Below are 15,166 nucleotides of genomic sequence, written 5' to 3'. Positions count from 1 at the left end.
CCGGCATGTCGGACCATCACCACGGCCCCGAGCAACACGGCGACGATCGCTGGAAGCATGACGGCGTGCGCGTCATCAAGGGCGACCGGCTCGATTCCAATACCGCCCAGACGCCGGGCATGTTCCGCCAGGCGGCGATCAACCATGCCCGCGTCGGCGCGCAGAAGATCTGGGCTGGCACCGTCACCATCCAGCCCAACGCCAAGACCGGCGTGCACCATCATGGCGCGCTGGAGAGCGTGATCTATGTGGTGCGCGGCCGCGCCCGCATGCGCTGGGGCGACCGGCTGGAATATGTCGCGGAGGCGGAGGCCGGCGACTTCATCTTCGTGCCGCCCTATGTGCCGCATCAGGAGATCAACGCCGATCCCGACCAGCCGCTCGAATGCGTGCTGGTGCGCTCCGACAACGAGGCGGTGGTGGTGAACATCACCAACGTCGATCCGGTGGAGAAGCCGGAAGAGGTCTATTGGGTCGACCCCATCCACAAAGCCCCGAGGTGAGCGGCGGCTCTGTCGCTCAGCTCACCGAGCGGTCCGCCAGCGCCTTGTCGCGAAGCGCGGTGAGCGTTGTCGTCGGTGTGATCGCCTCCGGGTCGAGCTTCACATGCACCACGGCCGGCAGGCCGGAGGCGAGCGCCGCCGCGATCGCTGGCGCGAATTCCACGTCGGTCTCGACCGTGATGCCGAAGCCGCCGAAGGCGCGCGCATAGGCGGCGAAATCCGGGTTCTTCAGCGAGGTGCCGAAGACGCGGGTCGGATATTCCCGCTCCTGATGCATGCGTATGGTGCCGTACATGCCGTTGTCGATGACCACCGCGAGGAACGGCACGCCATATTGCACGGCGGTCGCGAATTCTTGGCCCGTCATGAGGAAGTCGCCGTCGCCGCACACCGCCACCACGGTGCGCTCAGGATATGCGCGCTTCGCCGCCACCGCCGCCGGCAGACCGTAGCCCATCGAGCCGGAGGTCGGCGCGAGCTGCGAGCCGAAGCTGCGGAAGCGGTGGAAGCGGTGCACCCAGGTCGCGAAATTGCCGGCGCCGTTGCACACCACGGTGTCCTTCGGCAGCGCGCGCAGAGCCCGCACGAGGCTCGCCATCTGCACCGCGCCGGGATTTGAGGGCGGCTCGCTCCAGGCGAGGTAGTCGGCATGGGCCTCCTCGCGCCGGGCGCGCCAGACGATCTCCTGCGGCGGCTGCACGCCCTCGAGCGCGGCGGCGAAGGCGGCCGGCGTCGCGTTGATGGCGAGCGCCGGCTGGTAGACCCGGCCGAGCTCGTCGGCATCGGCGTGGACATGCACCATGGTCACGCCGGGATCGGGGATGCCGTAGAGCGAATAGCTTTGCGAGGGAATCTCGCCGAGCCGCCCGCCGGCGAGGATCACCAGATCGGCTTCCTTCAGCCGCGCCAGCAGCTTCGGATTGATGCCGAGCCCGACATCGCCGGCATAGCAGGGGTGGTCGGCGGGAAAAAGCATCTGCCGGCGGAAGCTCGCCGCCACCGGCAGGTCGAAGCGCTCGGCGAAGCGCGTGAGGCTCGCCACCGATTTCGGGTCCCAGCGGCTGCCACCGACGACAAGGATCGGCTGCCTCGCCTGCCACAGCAGCTTCTGCAGCCGCATCATGTCGGTGAGGCCCGGCCAGGTCTCGGCGGGCTCGACGGGCGGGGCGTCGGGCACATGCGCCATCTCGCTCAGCATGTCCTCCGGCAGCGCCACCACCACCGGACCGGGGCGCCCCTGCATCGCCACCCTGAAGGCACGCGCGACGACTTCCGGCACCCGTGCCGCCTGGTCGATCTCCACCGCCCATTTGGCGAGCGTGCCGAACACCGCGCGGTAGTCGACTTCCTGGAACGCCTCGCGTCCGCGCATGGAGCGGCCGATCTGGCCAACGAACAGGATCATCGGCGTCGAATCCTGCTGCGCGATGTGCACGCCGGCGCTGGCATTGGTCGCGCCCGGCCCGCGCGTGACGAAGCAGATGCCCGGCCGGCCGGTCAGCTTGCCCATCGCCTCCGCCATGATCGCCGCGCCGCCCTCCTGCCGGCACACCACGAAGTCGATCTCGGTGTCCGACATGGCGTCGAGCACGTCGAGATAGCTCTCGCCCGGCACGCCGAAGGCGCGGGTGACGCCGTTGGCGATCAGAGCGTCGACGAGGAGGCGGGCGCCGGTGCGGGCGGGGAGGCGGGCTTCGGTCATGACGGCATGCGACTCGCGAAGGAGGGAAGCGGCCGCACTCTAGAAGCGTTTTGCGGGGAAGTGGATTCCGCCGCGCGTCCGTCACGCGGCCTGTGCCTTACAGAAAGCCGATCCATCGTCCGGCCAGCAGCGCGGCGAGCCACAGCAGGGCGGAGGCCGCCGCGCTCGTCCTGACCCCGACCGAGACCGCGCCGCCGGCCAGCGCCCGCCGATAGGCGGGATTGGCGTGCTGGATCGCGACATTGACGAGGGCGAGGGCGACGAGGGCAAGCTTGGCGAGGAAGGCCGCGTTTCCGGCGTAGTGGATGGGGCGCACCGTGAACAGCCAGAATCCGGTGAGGAGCGCGAGCCCGACGCCGACCGCCGCGGCGCGCGACAGCAGCGGGCCGACGACGCCGAGCGGCGCCCGCCCGATCCCCATGAGCCGCGCGTCGAGCGGCAATATGGCGCCGAGAATGAGCCCGATGCCGAGGATATGCGCGGCGTTGACGACGAGATAGGCCGTGCCCGAGCCGCGCAGCCACGTGGCTCCGGGCCAGGAGGCGAGCCACGAGGCGAGCCAGTCGAGAAGCTCCATCGGGGCGGCGTCAGTTGGTGCCGATCCGCTCCGGATAAAGGTCGTAATTCTTGCCGGCGATGGTGATGCGCACCGCCTTCATATGCGCCTTGGCGTGGTCCTGGTTGCGGTTGCCGAGCACGGTGATGGCATCGCCGACCTTGGCCGTCGTGCCGGTGAAGCCGGAGGCCTCAGTCTGGCGCGGATTGCCGAGGTCGACCTGCCACACTGTGCCATCGGCCGCGGTGACGTGCAGCGTCGGATGCGGCGGCGCCATGGAGATGGTCTTGATGGTGCCCGTGAGCGTCATCTGCGCGCCATCGGCCCAGGACCAGCCGTGATGCGCGAAGGCAGGGGTGGGCATCGTCGCGGCCATCATCGTCGCGGCGAGCATCGGGCCGGCGACGAGCGCGGCGACAAGCGCGCGGCCGGGGAGAGACGTGAAAGACTTCGGCGCGGTCAGGGACGGCATGGCGTGCTCCTCTCGCTGCGTAAGGATGGGAGACTACGCCCGATGCCGCGTCGATGCCGCCCTCGGGGCCTCACATCTTCGCCAGCGGGTTGCGTCCGGCAGGGATCAGGCTTCGGCCCTCTGCCGCGCCAGTTCATCCACGCGCCGGCGGAAGATACCGAACAGGCGTTCATCCTGAGCGGCTAGGTCGGCTACCGCATCCCGTTCGCCGCCGTCGAAGAATACGAAACGTATCGTTCCATCACGCTGCTCGACGATATCGAGCAGCCGACCCTTTCGTTCGAGGCCGTAGAATACCGCCATCTTGCCCTGATAATCGCGGTACTTGATCTGGTCGATGCAGTCGAACAGTGCCGGGTTGCCGGCCGAGAGGAACGCAAGTCGTCGGCGGACGCTCTCGAAGGCCGCGAGTTCCACCGGCGTCGTGGTGATCTCGTGCTCCTTTCCTGCCGTCTCTGCGGCCGCCGCGTTGGGCTCCGTGGTGAGCGGAAGATGGTTCGGCACGGCCTTGTCGACGATCTCCAGTTTGCGCAGCACATTGGCGTTGAAGGTGTCGTTCAGCGCCGCTTTGGTAATTGCGCGATAGGCGTCCATGGCGTGTGTGCGCACATGCTTGATGTCATTTTCCCGGAGCAGGAAGCGGGTGAACTCCATCGAGGGGTTGGTGAACTGGGCAGTGAGATAGTCGAAGAAGGCCCGGTGCACGAGGCTACGGCGAGCGTTCTCGCCAATCGTCTCGGCGTCAAAGCGCCCCTTGGTGAGGGCGAAGAGCCCGTCCAGCAGCGTGTCGGAGATCTGCCCTTTGGCCAGATCCTCGACATTGAGGGTGAGGAACGGCTCGTCATCCATGAGGTTGGGTTCTTCGGAGTCGACGAAGAACTCATAGAGGAAGCCATCGGTGAGGATGCCGAGCTTCACCGTGCGCGACGCGTTGAAATAAGCCTTGAGCTGCCCGCGATCGTCCTTCTTGCCGTTGCCGAGGCATTTGCACTCGATGGCGATGATTGGGCGCATGTCCTGAAGGATCGCGTAGTCAACGCGGTTTCGGTACTTCTCGGAAAAATCCGCCGCATGCTCGGCCGCGACCTCGGTTGGGTCGCGGTCGTCGAAACCCAGAAGGGCGATGAACGGCAGGATCAACGCGACCTTGGTCGCTTCCTCGTTCTTGAGGTGATCGCGGACCTTCAATGCCCGCTTGCCGAACTCAATAAGACTTGAACGGAATTCGTCGCGCGTCGCCATGCTGCATCCCCGTACCCATTAGGGATGCACGCAAAAGATGTGTCGTCAAGATTGCGTACGCTTTCCGATCACGCCATGCATAGCCTCACACGTCGACGCTGGCCTTCAGCGCGTTCTCCTGGATGAACTCGCGGCGCGGCTCGACGATGTCGCCCATCAGCCGGTTGAACAGGTCGTCGGCGTCGGCGACCTCCTTCACCTTCACCTGCAACAGCGAGCGGGCATTGACGTCGAGCGTCGTCTCCCAGAGCTGCTCGGCGTTCATCTCGCCGAGGCCCTTGTAGCGCTGCAGATTCCGGATGCCTTTCCGGCCGGCGTCGGTGATCGCGTCGAACAGGTCGATCGGGCCGAAAACCCTGGTGTCGGCGCTCTGGCGCCGCAGTGTCGACGGCGCGGCGTGCGCTTCCTGCAGATCGGCGCCGAGGCTGTCGAGCCGCCGTGCTTCGGCGGAATTGACGAACACCGCATCGAGGCTCGCCACCTCCTTCACGCCGCGCACGGTGCGCGTGAAGCGGAAGCCGGCGGCGTCGGCCTCGCCGGTCCAGCCGAGTTCGGTCTCTTCGGCGATCAGATCGAGGCGCTGTGCCACATTGGCGGCCATCAAGCTCGCCTGCTCCTCGTCGAGCAGCAAGCCGGGCGTGAGCGCGCCGGCCAGCGCCGCCTGCTCGACCACCGCCCGGTTATAGCGCGGATGCAGGCCATTCATGACCTGCCGGAAGGCGCGCGCGCTCTCCACCACGGCGCCGAGATCGGCGCCGGCGCGGGTCTCGCCGGAGGCCAGCACCAGCACGGCCTCGGCCAGCCCCTGGGTGATGAGATAGTCTTCGAGCGCGCGCTCATCCTTCAGATATTGCTCGGATTTCCCGCGCGTCACCTTATAGAGCGGCGGCTGCGCGATGTAGATGTGGCCGCGCTCCAGAAGATCCGGCATCTGCCGGAAGAAGAAGGTCAGCAGCAGCGTGCGGATGTGCGAGCCGTCGACATCCGCGTCCGTCATGATGATGATCTTGTGATAGCGCAGCTTCTCGACATTGAAGTCGTCGCGCCCGATGCCGGTGCCGAGCGCGGTGATCAGCGTGCCGATCTGCTCGGACGACAGCATCTTGTCGAAGCGCGCGCGCTCCACGTTCAGGATCTTGCCGCGCAGCGGAAGAATGGCCTGGAAGGCGCGGTTGCGGCCCATCTTGGCCGAGCCGCCGGCCGAGTCGCCCTCGACGATGAACAGCTCGGACTTCGCCGGGTCGCGCTCCTGGCAGTCGGCAAGCTTGCCGGGGAGGGAAGCGACGTCGAGCGGGCTCTTGCGGCGGGTGAGCTCGCGCGCCTTGCGCGCGGCCTCGCGGGCGGCGGCGGCCTCGACCACCTTGCCGACCACGCTCTTCGCCTCGGAGGGGTTCTCCTCCAGCCAGTTGTTCAGCGCGTCGTTGACCAGCGCCTCGACCACCGGACGGACCTCCGAGGAGACCAGCTTGTCCTTGGTCTGCGAGGAGAATTTCGGGTCGGGCACCTTCACCGAGAGCACGGCGGTGAGCCCCTCGCGGCAGTCCTCGCCGGTGGGGTCGACCTTCTCCTTCTTGGCGATGCCGGAGCGCTCGGAATAGCCGATGATCTGGCGCGTCAGCGCCGCCGCGAAGCCGGTGAAATGCGTGCCGCGGTCGCGCTGCGGGATGTTGTTGGTGAAGCACAGCACGTTCTCGTGGTAGCTGTCGTTCCACGAGAGCGCGCATTCGACACCGATGCCGTCCTTCTCGGCGCGGATCACCACAGGCTTGGGCAGCAGCGCCTGCTTGGAGCGGTCGAGATACTGCACGAAGGCCTCGACGCCGCCCTCATACTGCATTTCCTCGCGCTTGATCTCGGCGTGGCGCGCGTCGGTCAGCACGATGCGCACGCCCGAATTCAGGAAGGCAAGCTCACGCAGGCGGTGCTCCAGCGTCGCGTAGTCGAACTCGATCCTGGTGAAGGTCTTCGGGCTCGGCAGGAAGGTCACCAGCGTGCCGCGCCGGCCCTGCGGCGCCGGGCCGACCTGGGCGAGCGGGGCTTCCGCGTCGCCGTCGCGGAAGCGCATGCGGAACTCGTAGCCATTCCGCCAGATGACCAGGTCGAGCGTGGTGGAGAGCGCGTTCACCACCGACACGCCGACGCCGTGCAGGCCGCCGGAGACCTTGTAGGAGTTCTGGTTGAACTTACCGCCGGCGTGGAGCTGGGTCATGATGACCTCGGCCGCCGAGACGCCTTCCTCCGGGTGGATGTCGGTGGGGATGCCGCGGCCATTGTCGGTCACGGTGACCGAGCCGTCCGGGTTGAGCGTGACCGTCACCTCGTCGGCATAGCCGGCCAGCGCCTCGTCGATGGCGTTGTCCACCACCTCGTAGACCATGTGGTGCAGGCCCGATCCGTCGTCGGTGTCGCCGATATACATGCCCGGCCGCTTGCGTACGGCGTCGAGCCCCTTCAGCACCTGAATGGACTTCGCGCCATAGTCTTCGGGAGACGGCGTGGAGACGGGCTCGGGCAGCGGTTCAGCCATGCGGGTCAGCTCTGCGAATCGTTTGAAACGACAAGGATATGTCTAGCGCATCCGCGCGTTCATTTCGTGGCGGCGGGGCGGGGGGATGGCACGCCACGCGGGACGCCTGAGCGTCCATCATGCGTGCCCTCTACGTGCGCGCGCATGCGCGAGAAGTCAAGGCGCGCTCGCTCGATGGTGATGCTATGCCGCAGGCGCCGCCCGGGTTCACGGCATGCGCTCAACGCGGCCCGGACTGACCGCGAAGCACTCGGCGCGCTCCTCCAGCGCCTCGAAGGCGGAGGGGTCGGCGCCGGTCAGCCACACCTGCGCGCCGAGCGCCTCCAGCGCCGCGAACAGCGCTGCCCGTCGCGACGGGTCGAGATAGGCGACCACATCGTCGAGCAGCATAACCGGCACGCGCCCGGCCATCTCGCCGACGAGGCGGGCATGGGCGAGGGCGAGGCCGATCAGCAGCGCCTTCTGCTCGCCGGTCGAGCCCTGCGCGGCGGGGATGGCCTTGGGGCCGTGGCCGACGATGAAATCGGTGAGGTGGGGGCCTTCGAGCGTGCGCCCGGCGACGCGGTCGCGCCCGCGCGCGGCCCGCAGCGCGGCACGGTAGTCGTCCTCGACCAGCGTCGCCGGGTGGCGCGCGAGCTCGCGCTCCACCGCCCCGTCGAGCGCGACCGTCGCCCAGGGGAAGGGGGAGGCGTCGTCCCGCCCCGCCCCGATGCCGGCGGCGAGCCGTTGCACGGCTTCGAGCCGCGCCGCCGCCACCGCGATGGCGAGGGCGGCGAGCTCCTGCTCGACCGCGTCGAGATAGCGCCCGTCCGCCACGCCCTCCTCGAGCAGGCGGTTGCGCGCACGCAGCGCCCGTTCCAGCGCGTTTACCCGCGCCCCGTGCTCGGCGTCGACCGCCAACACCAGCCGGTCGAGGAAGCGCCGCCGCTCGCCGGGCGGGCCGGTGAACAGGCCGTCCATGTCCGGCGTCAGCCAGACGACGCGCACGTGATCGGCGAAGGCGGCCGCCGAGCCGACCGGCTCGCGGTCGATGCGGCAGCGGCGCGCGCGCGGCGCCTCGGCACCATCCTCCGCCTCCACGCCGGTGCCGAGCGTCACCTCGCCATAGGCGCCCTCGACAGTCGCCGCCACCGCCCAGGAACCGGCCGAATGGCCTTCCGCGTCGCGCGCGGCGAGGTCGCCGAGCACAGCGCGCCTGAGGCCGCGGCCGGGCGCGAGCAGCGAGATCGCTTCCAGGAGATTGGTCTTGCCGGCGCCGTTCGGTCCGGTCAGCACGACCGGACCGGCGCCCGCCGTCAGCTCGGCCTGTGCATAGCTGCGGAAATGCGTCAGCCGCAGCCGGACGACCCGGGCAGGTGGCGGGCTCACACGCGCCGGATTCACACTCGCATCGGCATCAGGACGTAGAGCGCGCCGCGCCGTTCGGGGTCCTGCACCAGCGTGGGAGAGCCCGGATCGGCGAGCTTCAGCTCGGCGGTGCCGCCTTCGATCTGCGAGGTGATGTCGAGCAGGTAGCGGCTGTTGAAGCCGATATCGAGCGGCTCGGCCGCGTATTCGACCTCGATCTCCTCGGTCGCGCTGCCGGAATCGGGATTCGTCACCGACAGCGTGAGCCGGCCGTCGGCGAGCGAGAGCTTCACCGCGCGCCCGCGCTCGCTGGCGACCGTGGACACGCGGTCCACGGCGGCGGCGAAGTCCGCCTTGTCGACCACCAGCGTCTTGTCGTTGGCGAGCGGGATGACCCGGCCATAATCGGGGAAGGTGCCGTCGATCAGCTTCGAGGTCAGCACCACGCGATCGAGCGAGATGCGGATCTTGGCGGTCGAGAGCTCCACCGTGACCTCGGCCTCGGCATCCTCGGCGAGGCGCTGGATCTCGGCCACCGCCTTGCGCGGCACGATCACGCCCGGCATGCCGGCGGCGCCCGCCGGCGCCTCGGTCTGCGCCTGGGCGAGGCGATGGCCGTCGGTCGCCACCGCCCGCAGCACCGGGCCGCTCGCCTCGGCGACGTGCAGATAGATGCCATTGAGATAATAGCGCGTCTCTTCCGTCGAGATGGCGAACTGCGTCTTGTCGACGAGGCGCTTCAGTTCGCCGGCCGGCAGGGTGAAGCGGTGGCTCATCTCGCCGGCGGCGAGGTCCGGGAAGTCGCTCTCGGGCAGGGTCTGCAGCGCGAAGCGCGAGCGTCCGGCGCGCACGGTCAGCGTGCCGCGGTCGCCGGAGGTCTCGATCTGCACCTGCGAGCCCTCGGGCAGCTTGCGCACGATGTCGTAGAGCGTGTGGGCCGGCACCGTCGTGGCGCCTTCCTGCGCCACCTCGGCGGGCAGCGTCTCGACGATCTCGATATCGAGGTCGGTCGCCTTCAGGGCGAGGCCGCGCGCATCGGTGCGGATCAGCACATTGGCGAGAATCGGTATGGTGTTGCGCCGCTCGACGACACGGTGGACATGGGCGAGAGACTTGAGCAGCTCGGCCCGCTCGACAGTGACCTTCATGGCCGCGACACCCGGACGCTTAAGGGAACAGGAGGACGCGCGGGGCGCGGACGAAGCCGGCGCAGCCTCATCGCGCCCCGGCGGGCGGCGCGGGCGCGCCGCCGGGCCGACGACATTGCCGTCCGATTGGGTGCAGCGCAAGGGCAGGGCGGCACCGGGCCGCCCCTAAGATGGGGAAAATTGCGGGATGAGCGGGGAAACTACTCGTTGACCAGCCGCTTCAGCGCCTCGACCTCGTCGGCGAGCGCGCGGTCGCTGCCGACCAGCCCCTCGATCTTGCGCACGGCGTGCAGCACCGTGGTGTGGTCGCGCCCGCCGAAGCGCCGGCCGATCTCGGGCAGCGAGCGCAGGGTGAGCGTCTTGGCGAGATACATCGCCACCTGACGCGGCTTCACCACATTGGCGGTGCGGCGCTGGGAGAGGATGTCGGCGCGCGTCACGTTGTAGTGCTTGGCCACCACCCGCAGGATGTCGTCCACCCGCACCCGGCGCGGCTCGCTGGAGCGCACCAGGTCGCGCACAGCGTTCTCCGCCATCTCCAGCGTGATGGCACGGGAGGTGAGCTGGTTGTGCGCCAGGATGCGGTTCAGCGCGCCGTCGAGGTCGCGCCCGTTCTGGCCGCAACTGCGCGCGATGAAGGAGAGCACGTCGGCCGGCACGTTGAAGCCGGGGTGCTGCTGGGCGAGCGCGCCGACGCGCGCCGAGAGGATGGCGTGGCGCAGCTCCTCGTCGAGCGGGGCGATCTCGACCACCAGCCCGCCGGCGAGGCGCGAGCGAACCCGCTCCTCCAGCGCGTCGAGCTCGGCCGGCGGCCGGTCGGCGGCCACCACCACCTGCCGGCCGGTGTCCATCAGCGCGTTGAGCGTGTGGCAGAATTCCTGCTGCACGCTCTTGCCCTGCAGGAACTGGAGATCGTCGATCACCAGCGTGTCGATGCCGCGCAACTGCTCCTTGAAGGCGAGCGAGGACTGGTTCTTCAGCGCCGCCACGAAGCCGTACATGAAGCGCTCGGCGGTGAGGTAGACCACACGCCGGCCGTTCTGCGCGCCCGCGCCGGCGATCGCCTGCAAGAGATGCGTCTTGCCGAGGCCGACCGCGGCGTGGAGATAGAGCGGGTTGAACACCGCGCCGGCGCCGGGCGGCGCCTCCGCCACCTTCAGCGCGGCGGCATGGGCAAGCCGGTTCGACGAGCCGATGCGGTAGGTCTCGAAGGAGAGGCGCGGGTCGAGCGGCGAGCCGCCGGAGACGTCCGGCTGCGCTGCGGAGCGCGGCGCCGCGGCGTGGCCGGCATCCTCGCCGCGGCGAGGCTCGGCCGGGCGGGGCGTGACGGCGCGGATCGGCGCGGCGGCGGCGCCGTTGCGCATCACCGCGGTGCGCACGATCAGCTCGACGCGCGCGCCCGGCACCTCCTCGCTCCACAATTCGCCGAGGCGCTCGACATAATGTTGCTGGATCCACGTCTTCAGGAAGCGCGTGGGCACCGAGAGCTGCACCAGGCTGCCCTCCATGCCGTCGAGCGCGATGCGCGGGAACCAGCTCGAATAGACCTCCTCGCCGATCTCGGCGCGCAGGCGGCGGCGCACCCGGTCCCATGCCTCGCGGTGCGAGGAGTCCGAACCCGGGCGTGCCCCGGAGGCCTCGGCGCAGATCGGCGCGAGCGCACCTCGACCCGTGGGCTGAACATCTTCCGGTTTGAACATGGCGAACTCCCGCTGTTGCGGCAAAGGTGGATGGTGCTGTTCAGGCCGCCCGTTCCCGATCGCGACGCTCCGCCGTTCCGCTGCGCCGCATGGGGCACAGAGGAGAACATTGCGGCCGACCGTGATCGCCGCAGGAGGCTCGGATCAGCTTGGAACGATTTATGTGGCGGCTAGCCGGGGCTTCCCGTGAAACGGGTCATCGCACCCTTCAACCGGCGACGATGGAATGGCTCGAACGGCCATTTCGCCATGCCGACAAACTCGGCGTCCGGAACAAATGCACTCTCCGGCAATTGCTTGGTCCTATTGCGCCGCGCGCCTTGCGGCCCGCCCATCCACGTCGTCATAGTCGCCCCTTCGCAGGCAATCGAATTGCCTGTCTCATTAAAGCATTCGTTGTTATCGTATAGGTATGATCGAGCGCAGAAAGATGATCAGAGGTTTAACTGGGGCAAGATTGTCCCAAAATCTCTGTAATCCTTCGAACAACGCGCGCAAATGGAGAGAGATCGTGTTGGAAACAGCACGTTCTTACCTCCCCACACTAAGAATGAGTGGCTACCAAACTCAACTTTTCGCTGAGTTCCTCGGAAAACCGAAGGTGAAGTGAACATACACAGCGGCCGCCCCGGCTGCAACGCTCTTGGCGGCCGGAAGGGTCGGCCGGGCGCCCGCGCGGACGCCGATTCGGGTGCGCCGTGCAAAACATCAGTCGGCAAATCTCTGACTCGCTTGCGAGATTCTCGGCGCCGCCCGAAAGGCGCTGCGAATCGATTTTTTGAGGTAACCCCCGGCCCCGGCCCCGCCATCCCGAACGATTCCCGGGCCGCCAGTGCCCATGGGTCCCAACTCTATGATTAACAATAGGTTTCTCTGCGCGATGGAGGGCGGTTGCCGGAGCGTCAGAGCTTCGTCCGGCGCTGCTTCCTGAGTGTCTTGGAGTCAAGCGCGGAATCGGCGTTGCGCCCGCAAATCCCGCCCCTGTGGAGATCTCCGCTCGCTCTTTGGCGGCGATTGTGACCGTTTTGCAATGGCCGCCGGCCGGCCCGTCCGGGCGGCGCGTCGGCCGGGCGCCCAAACGCAAGCAGCCCGGCGACGGGCGCCGGGCTGCGAAGCAGGTCAGTGGCCGCAGGAGAGGGCCGCCGGAAGGCGCCTGGGCTCAGGCGCCGAGCTTGGCGAGCCGCTGGGCAAGGCGCGAGACCTTGCGCGAGGCCGTGCTCTTGTGGATCACGCCCTTCTGCGCGGCGCGCATGATTTCCGGCTCGGCGGCCTTGAAGGCGATGCCGGCGGCGTCACGGTTGCCGGAGGCGAGCGCCTCCTCGAGCTTGCGCACGAAGGTGCGCATCCGCGAGCGGCGGTCCTTGTTGATCTCCGTGCGGCGCTCGATCTTGCGAGCCGCCTTCTTGGCGGAGGGCGTATTGGCCATAGGCCGTCCTCTTCATCATAGCGCGGGCGAGGCACAAGCCGTGCCGTTGCCTTATGCATGTCATGTGGCAATAACGGAGCGCGGCGTGCCCGTGAGGACGCCCGCGCGAGTGGCCGGCCTTATAGTCGCGGAGCGCCGCCGCGTCAACTCGCGCGGCGGCCAGCGGGCGCTTCTATCGGTTGGTGAAGGAGGGGCTGCGTTTGTCGATGAAGGCGGCCATGCCTTCCTTCTGGTCGGCGGTGGCGAACACCGCCTGGAACAGCCGCCGTTCGAAGCGCAGGCCCTCGCTGAGCGAGGTCTCGAAGGCGCGGTTGACGCTCTCCTTCACCATCATCGCCGCCGGCAGCGAGAGGTCGGCGATGGTCTCGGCGGTCTTCATCGCCTCGCCCATCAGTTCGGCGAGCGGCACGATGCGCGAGACGAGGCCGAGTCGCTCCGCCTCGGCAGCGTCCATGGTGCGGCCGGTGAGGCACATCTCCATCGCCTTGGCCTTGCCGACGGCGCGGGCGAGGCGCTGCGAGCCGCCGGCGCCCGGCAGGATGCCGAGCTGGATCTCCGGCTGGCCGAAGCGGGCATTGTCGGCGGCGAGGATGATGTCGCACATCATGGCGATCTCGCAGCCGCCGCCGAGCGCATAGCCTGCGACCGCCGCGATCACCGGCTTGCGGCAGCGCGCGAGGCGCTCCCAGGAGGTGATGAAGTCGTCCACATAGGTGGCCGGGAAGGTGAGGGGCTGCATCTCCTTCACGTCGGCCCCGGCGGCGAAGGCGCGCTCCGAGCCGGTGAGCACGATGCAGCCGATGCCGCCGTCCGCCTCGAAGCCGTCGAGCGCCCGGTTGAGCTCGCCGATCAGCGCCGTGTTCAGCGCGTTGAGCGCCTTCGGCCGGTTCAGCGTGATAACGCCGACGCGGCCGTTGGTCTCGACGAGGATGTTGTCATACGCCATGGCGCTTCCTCTCCCGTGATGATGCGACAGGCTATCTCTGACAGCGCGCGCAATAGAAGGTGGATCGTCCCGCCTGCACCATGCGCCGCACGATGCCGCCGCAGCCGGGTGTCGGGCAGGGCGCGCCCTCGCGGTCATAGACGCGGAAGGTGTGCTGGAAATAGCCGAGCGTGCCGTCGACCTGGGCATGGTCGCGCAGCGTCGAGCCGCCGGCGGCGATCGCCTCCCCGAGCACGGCACGCACCGCCGCGACGATCCGCTCCGCCCGCACGGTAGGGTCGCCTGCCCTGGTGGCGAGGGTGGCCGCGGTACGCAGGGGCGAGACGCCGGCGCGGTGCAGCGCCTCGCTGACATAGATGTTGCCGAGGCCGGCGACGACGGTCTGGTCGAGCAGGGCGGCCTTCAGCGAGGTGGAGCGGCCGGCGCAGGCCTGCGCCAGATAGCTAGCGTCGAAGGCGTTGCCGAGAGGCTCGGGGCCGAGGCCGCGGAACAACGGGTGATTCTCGAGCTCGGTGCGCCTGACCAGCAGCATCGCTCCGAAGCGGCGCGGGTCATTATATATAATGTGTAGCCCCGACCCGAGATGGAACACCACATGGTCATGCGCCGCGGCCTTCGAGCGCGGCAGGGCGAAGGCGCCGGGGGTGACGGCCTCGTCCCCCGTCTCGATGCGGAACGAGCCGGACATGCCGAGATGCATCACCAGCACTTCCGGCCCGTCGGCCCCGGCGTCGAGATCGGCGAGCAGATATTTGGCGCGGCGACCGAGCGCCACCACCTGCCGGCCGGCCAGGCGCTCGGCGAAGCGCTCTGGCAGCGGCCAGCGCAGATCGGGCCGGCGCGCCTCGACTGAGGCGAGGCGCGCGCCTTCGAGCGCCGGCGCCAGACCGCGCCGTACCGTCTCGACCTCGGGCAGCTCGGGCATGGATGTCCTTCGAAGCTCGTCCGGCCCCTATATAAGGTCCAGCGAGCCGAGATAAGCGGCCAGTTCGTCCGTCGCGCGGAAATGATGGCCGCCGAGGCCCGCCGCCCGCGCGCCAGCGACATGGCCGGGCTTGTCGTCGATCATGACCGCGTCCTCCGGCGCGACGCCGTGGAGCGCGACCAGGCGGCGGAAGATGTCCGGGTCGGGCTTCTTGGTGCGGAACTCGGCGGCGACATGCATCGCCGGGCCGAAGATCGGCCGCAGCCACGGCACGATGTCGTCGAAGTGCTGCTTCATCAGCAGGCCGTTATTGGTCAGCAGCGCCACGCGCGTGCGTGCGCCCACGGCGCGGGCGAGAGCGGTGGCGGCCGCGTCTTCCAAGGTGGCGAGGCGCCGGGTGCGCAGCCAGTCGGCGCGACTGAATGGAATGCCGAGCGCTTCGCCGATGGCAGCGAGATAGGCCTCCGGCGTCAGCGCGCCGATGTCGCCGGCATCCTCGATGCCGCTGTCCCAGACGCGCTCGGCTACCTGTTCGGCGGTCAGGCCCGCGGGCGCGCCCATGGCGGCGCGGCGCTCCTCCGTCAGGTAGCGCACCAGCACGTCGTCCATGTCGAAGATGACGAGGCGGGGGCGCCGGCCGGCCGCTGTATTTGGTGATTCGCCGTTCACGGG

13 protein-coding genes are annotated in these 15,166 nt (G+C 68.8%); 1 reads left to right on the top strand and 12 read right to left on the bottom strand.

What is annotated here, in order from left to right; translation table 11 throughout:
* Positions 1-5 precede the first annotated feature (5 nt).
* Positions 6-503, top strand: a complete 498-nt coding sequence (locus U742_RS0114770) for a cupin domain-containing protein (RefSeq protein ID WP_029354337.1) — start codon at positions 6-8, stop codon at positions 501-503.
* Positions 504-519: 16 nt separating this feature from the next.
* On the opposite strand, the gene U742_RS0114765 is transcribed toward U742_RS0114770, so the two are convergent.
* The 12 genes from U742_RS0114765 to U742_RS0114710 form a co-directional block, all read right to left on the bottom strand.
* Positions 520-2,205 (bottom strand): thiamine pyrophosphate-binding protein, encoded by a 1,686-nt coding sequence (locus U742_RS0114765; RefSeq protein WP_029354335.1) that lies wholly within the window; start codon positions 2,203-2,205, stop codon positions 520-522.
* A gap of 97 nt (positions 2,206-2,302) precedes the next feature.
* Complete coding sequence (locus U742_RS0114760) at positions 2,303-2,782, bottom strand: hypothetical protein (RefSeq protein WP_029354334.1); 480 nt, start codon at positions 2,780-2,782, stop codon at positions 2,303-2,305.
* A 10-nt stretch (positions 2,783-2,792) separates the two neighbouring features.
* Positions 2,793-3,155: a DUF6152 family protein gene (locus U742_RS0114755; RefSeq protein ID WP_248310379.1), complete on the bottom strand. Its 363-nt coding sequence runs from the start codon at positions 3,153-3,155 to the stop codon at positions 2,793-2,795.
* Between the two features lie 183 nt (positions 3,156-3,338).
* A complete protein-coding gene (locus U742_RS22580) occupies positions 3,339-4,475 on the bottom strand; it encodes a type I restriction enzyme HsdR N-terminal domain-containing protein (protein WP_051661190.1) in 1,137 nt (378 codons plus the stop codon).
* Positions 4,476-4,560: 85 nt separating this feature from the next.
* The gene (gyrB, locus tag U742_RS0114745; RefSeq protein ID WP_029354327.1) at positions 4,561-7,002 is read right to left on the bottom strand and encodes a DNA topoisomerase (ATP-hydrolyzing) subunit B; all 2,442 of its coding nucleotides are present in this window, start codon (positions 7,000-7,002) and stop codon (positions 4,561-4,563) included.
* Between the two features lie 207 nt (positions 7,003-7,209).
* On the bottom strand, positions 7,210-8,385 hold the full coding sequence (recF, locus tag U742_RS0114740) for a DNA replication/repair protein RecF (RefSeq protein ID WP_248310372.1): 1,176 nt from the start codon (positions 8,383-8,385) through the stop codon (positions 7,210-7,212).
* Positions 8,382-9,497: a DNA polymerase III subunit beta gene (dnaN, locus tag U742_RS0114735; protein WP_029354323.1), complete on the bottom strand. Its 1,116-nt coding sequence runs from the start codon at positions 9,495-9,497 to the stop codon at positions 8,382-8,384. Before dnaN ends, recF begins: the two co-directional genes overlap by 4 nt.
* Positions 9,498-9,697: 200 nt before the next feature.
* On the bottom strand, positions 9,698-11,197 hold the full coding sequence (gene dnaA, locus U742_RS0114730) for a chromosomal replication initiator protein DnaA (protein WP_081853008.1): 1,500 nt from the start codon (positions 11,195-11,197) through the stop codon (positions 9,698-9,700).
* Between the two features lie 1,159 nt (positions 11,198-12,356).
* Entirely contained in the window at positions 12,357-12,623 is a 267-nt protein-coding gene (gene rpsT / locus U742_RS0114725; protein WP_029354319.1) for a 30S ribosomal protein S20, read from the bottom strand.
* Positions 12,624-12,795: 172 nt separating this feature from the next.
* Entirely contained in the window at positions 12,796-13,569 is a 774-nt protein-coding gene (locus U742_RS0114720; RefSeq protein ID WP_029354317.1) for an enoyl-CoA hydratase, read from the bottom strand.
* Between the two features lie 31 nt (positions 13,570-13,600).
* A complete protein-coding gene (mutM, locus tag U742_RS0114715) occupies positions 13,601-14,494 on the bottom strand; it encodes a bifunctional DNA-formamidopyrimidine glycosylase/DNA-(apurinic or apyrimidinic site) lyase (protein ID WP_029354316.1) in 894 nt (297 codons plus the stop codon).
* Positions 14,495-14,521: 27 nt separating this feature from the next.
* The gene (locus U742_RS0114710; RefSeq protein ID WP_248310371.1) at positions 14,522-15,163 is read right to left on the bottom strand and encodes an HAD-IA family hydrolase; all 642 of its coding nucleotides are present in this window, start codon (positions 15,161-15,163) and stop codon (positions 14,522-14,524) included.
* Between the last annotated feature and the right edge of the window lie 3 nt (positions 15,164-15,166).

Source organism: Allobosea sp. 117, assembly GCF_000702305.1.
Taxonomy (GTDB): Bacteria; Pseudomonadota; Alphaproteobacteria; order Rhizobiales; family Xanthobacteraceae; genus Ancylobacter.
The sequence above is the reverse complement of the archived record's forward strand: the minus strand, read 5'-3'. Positions and strand labels throughout refer to the sequence as shown.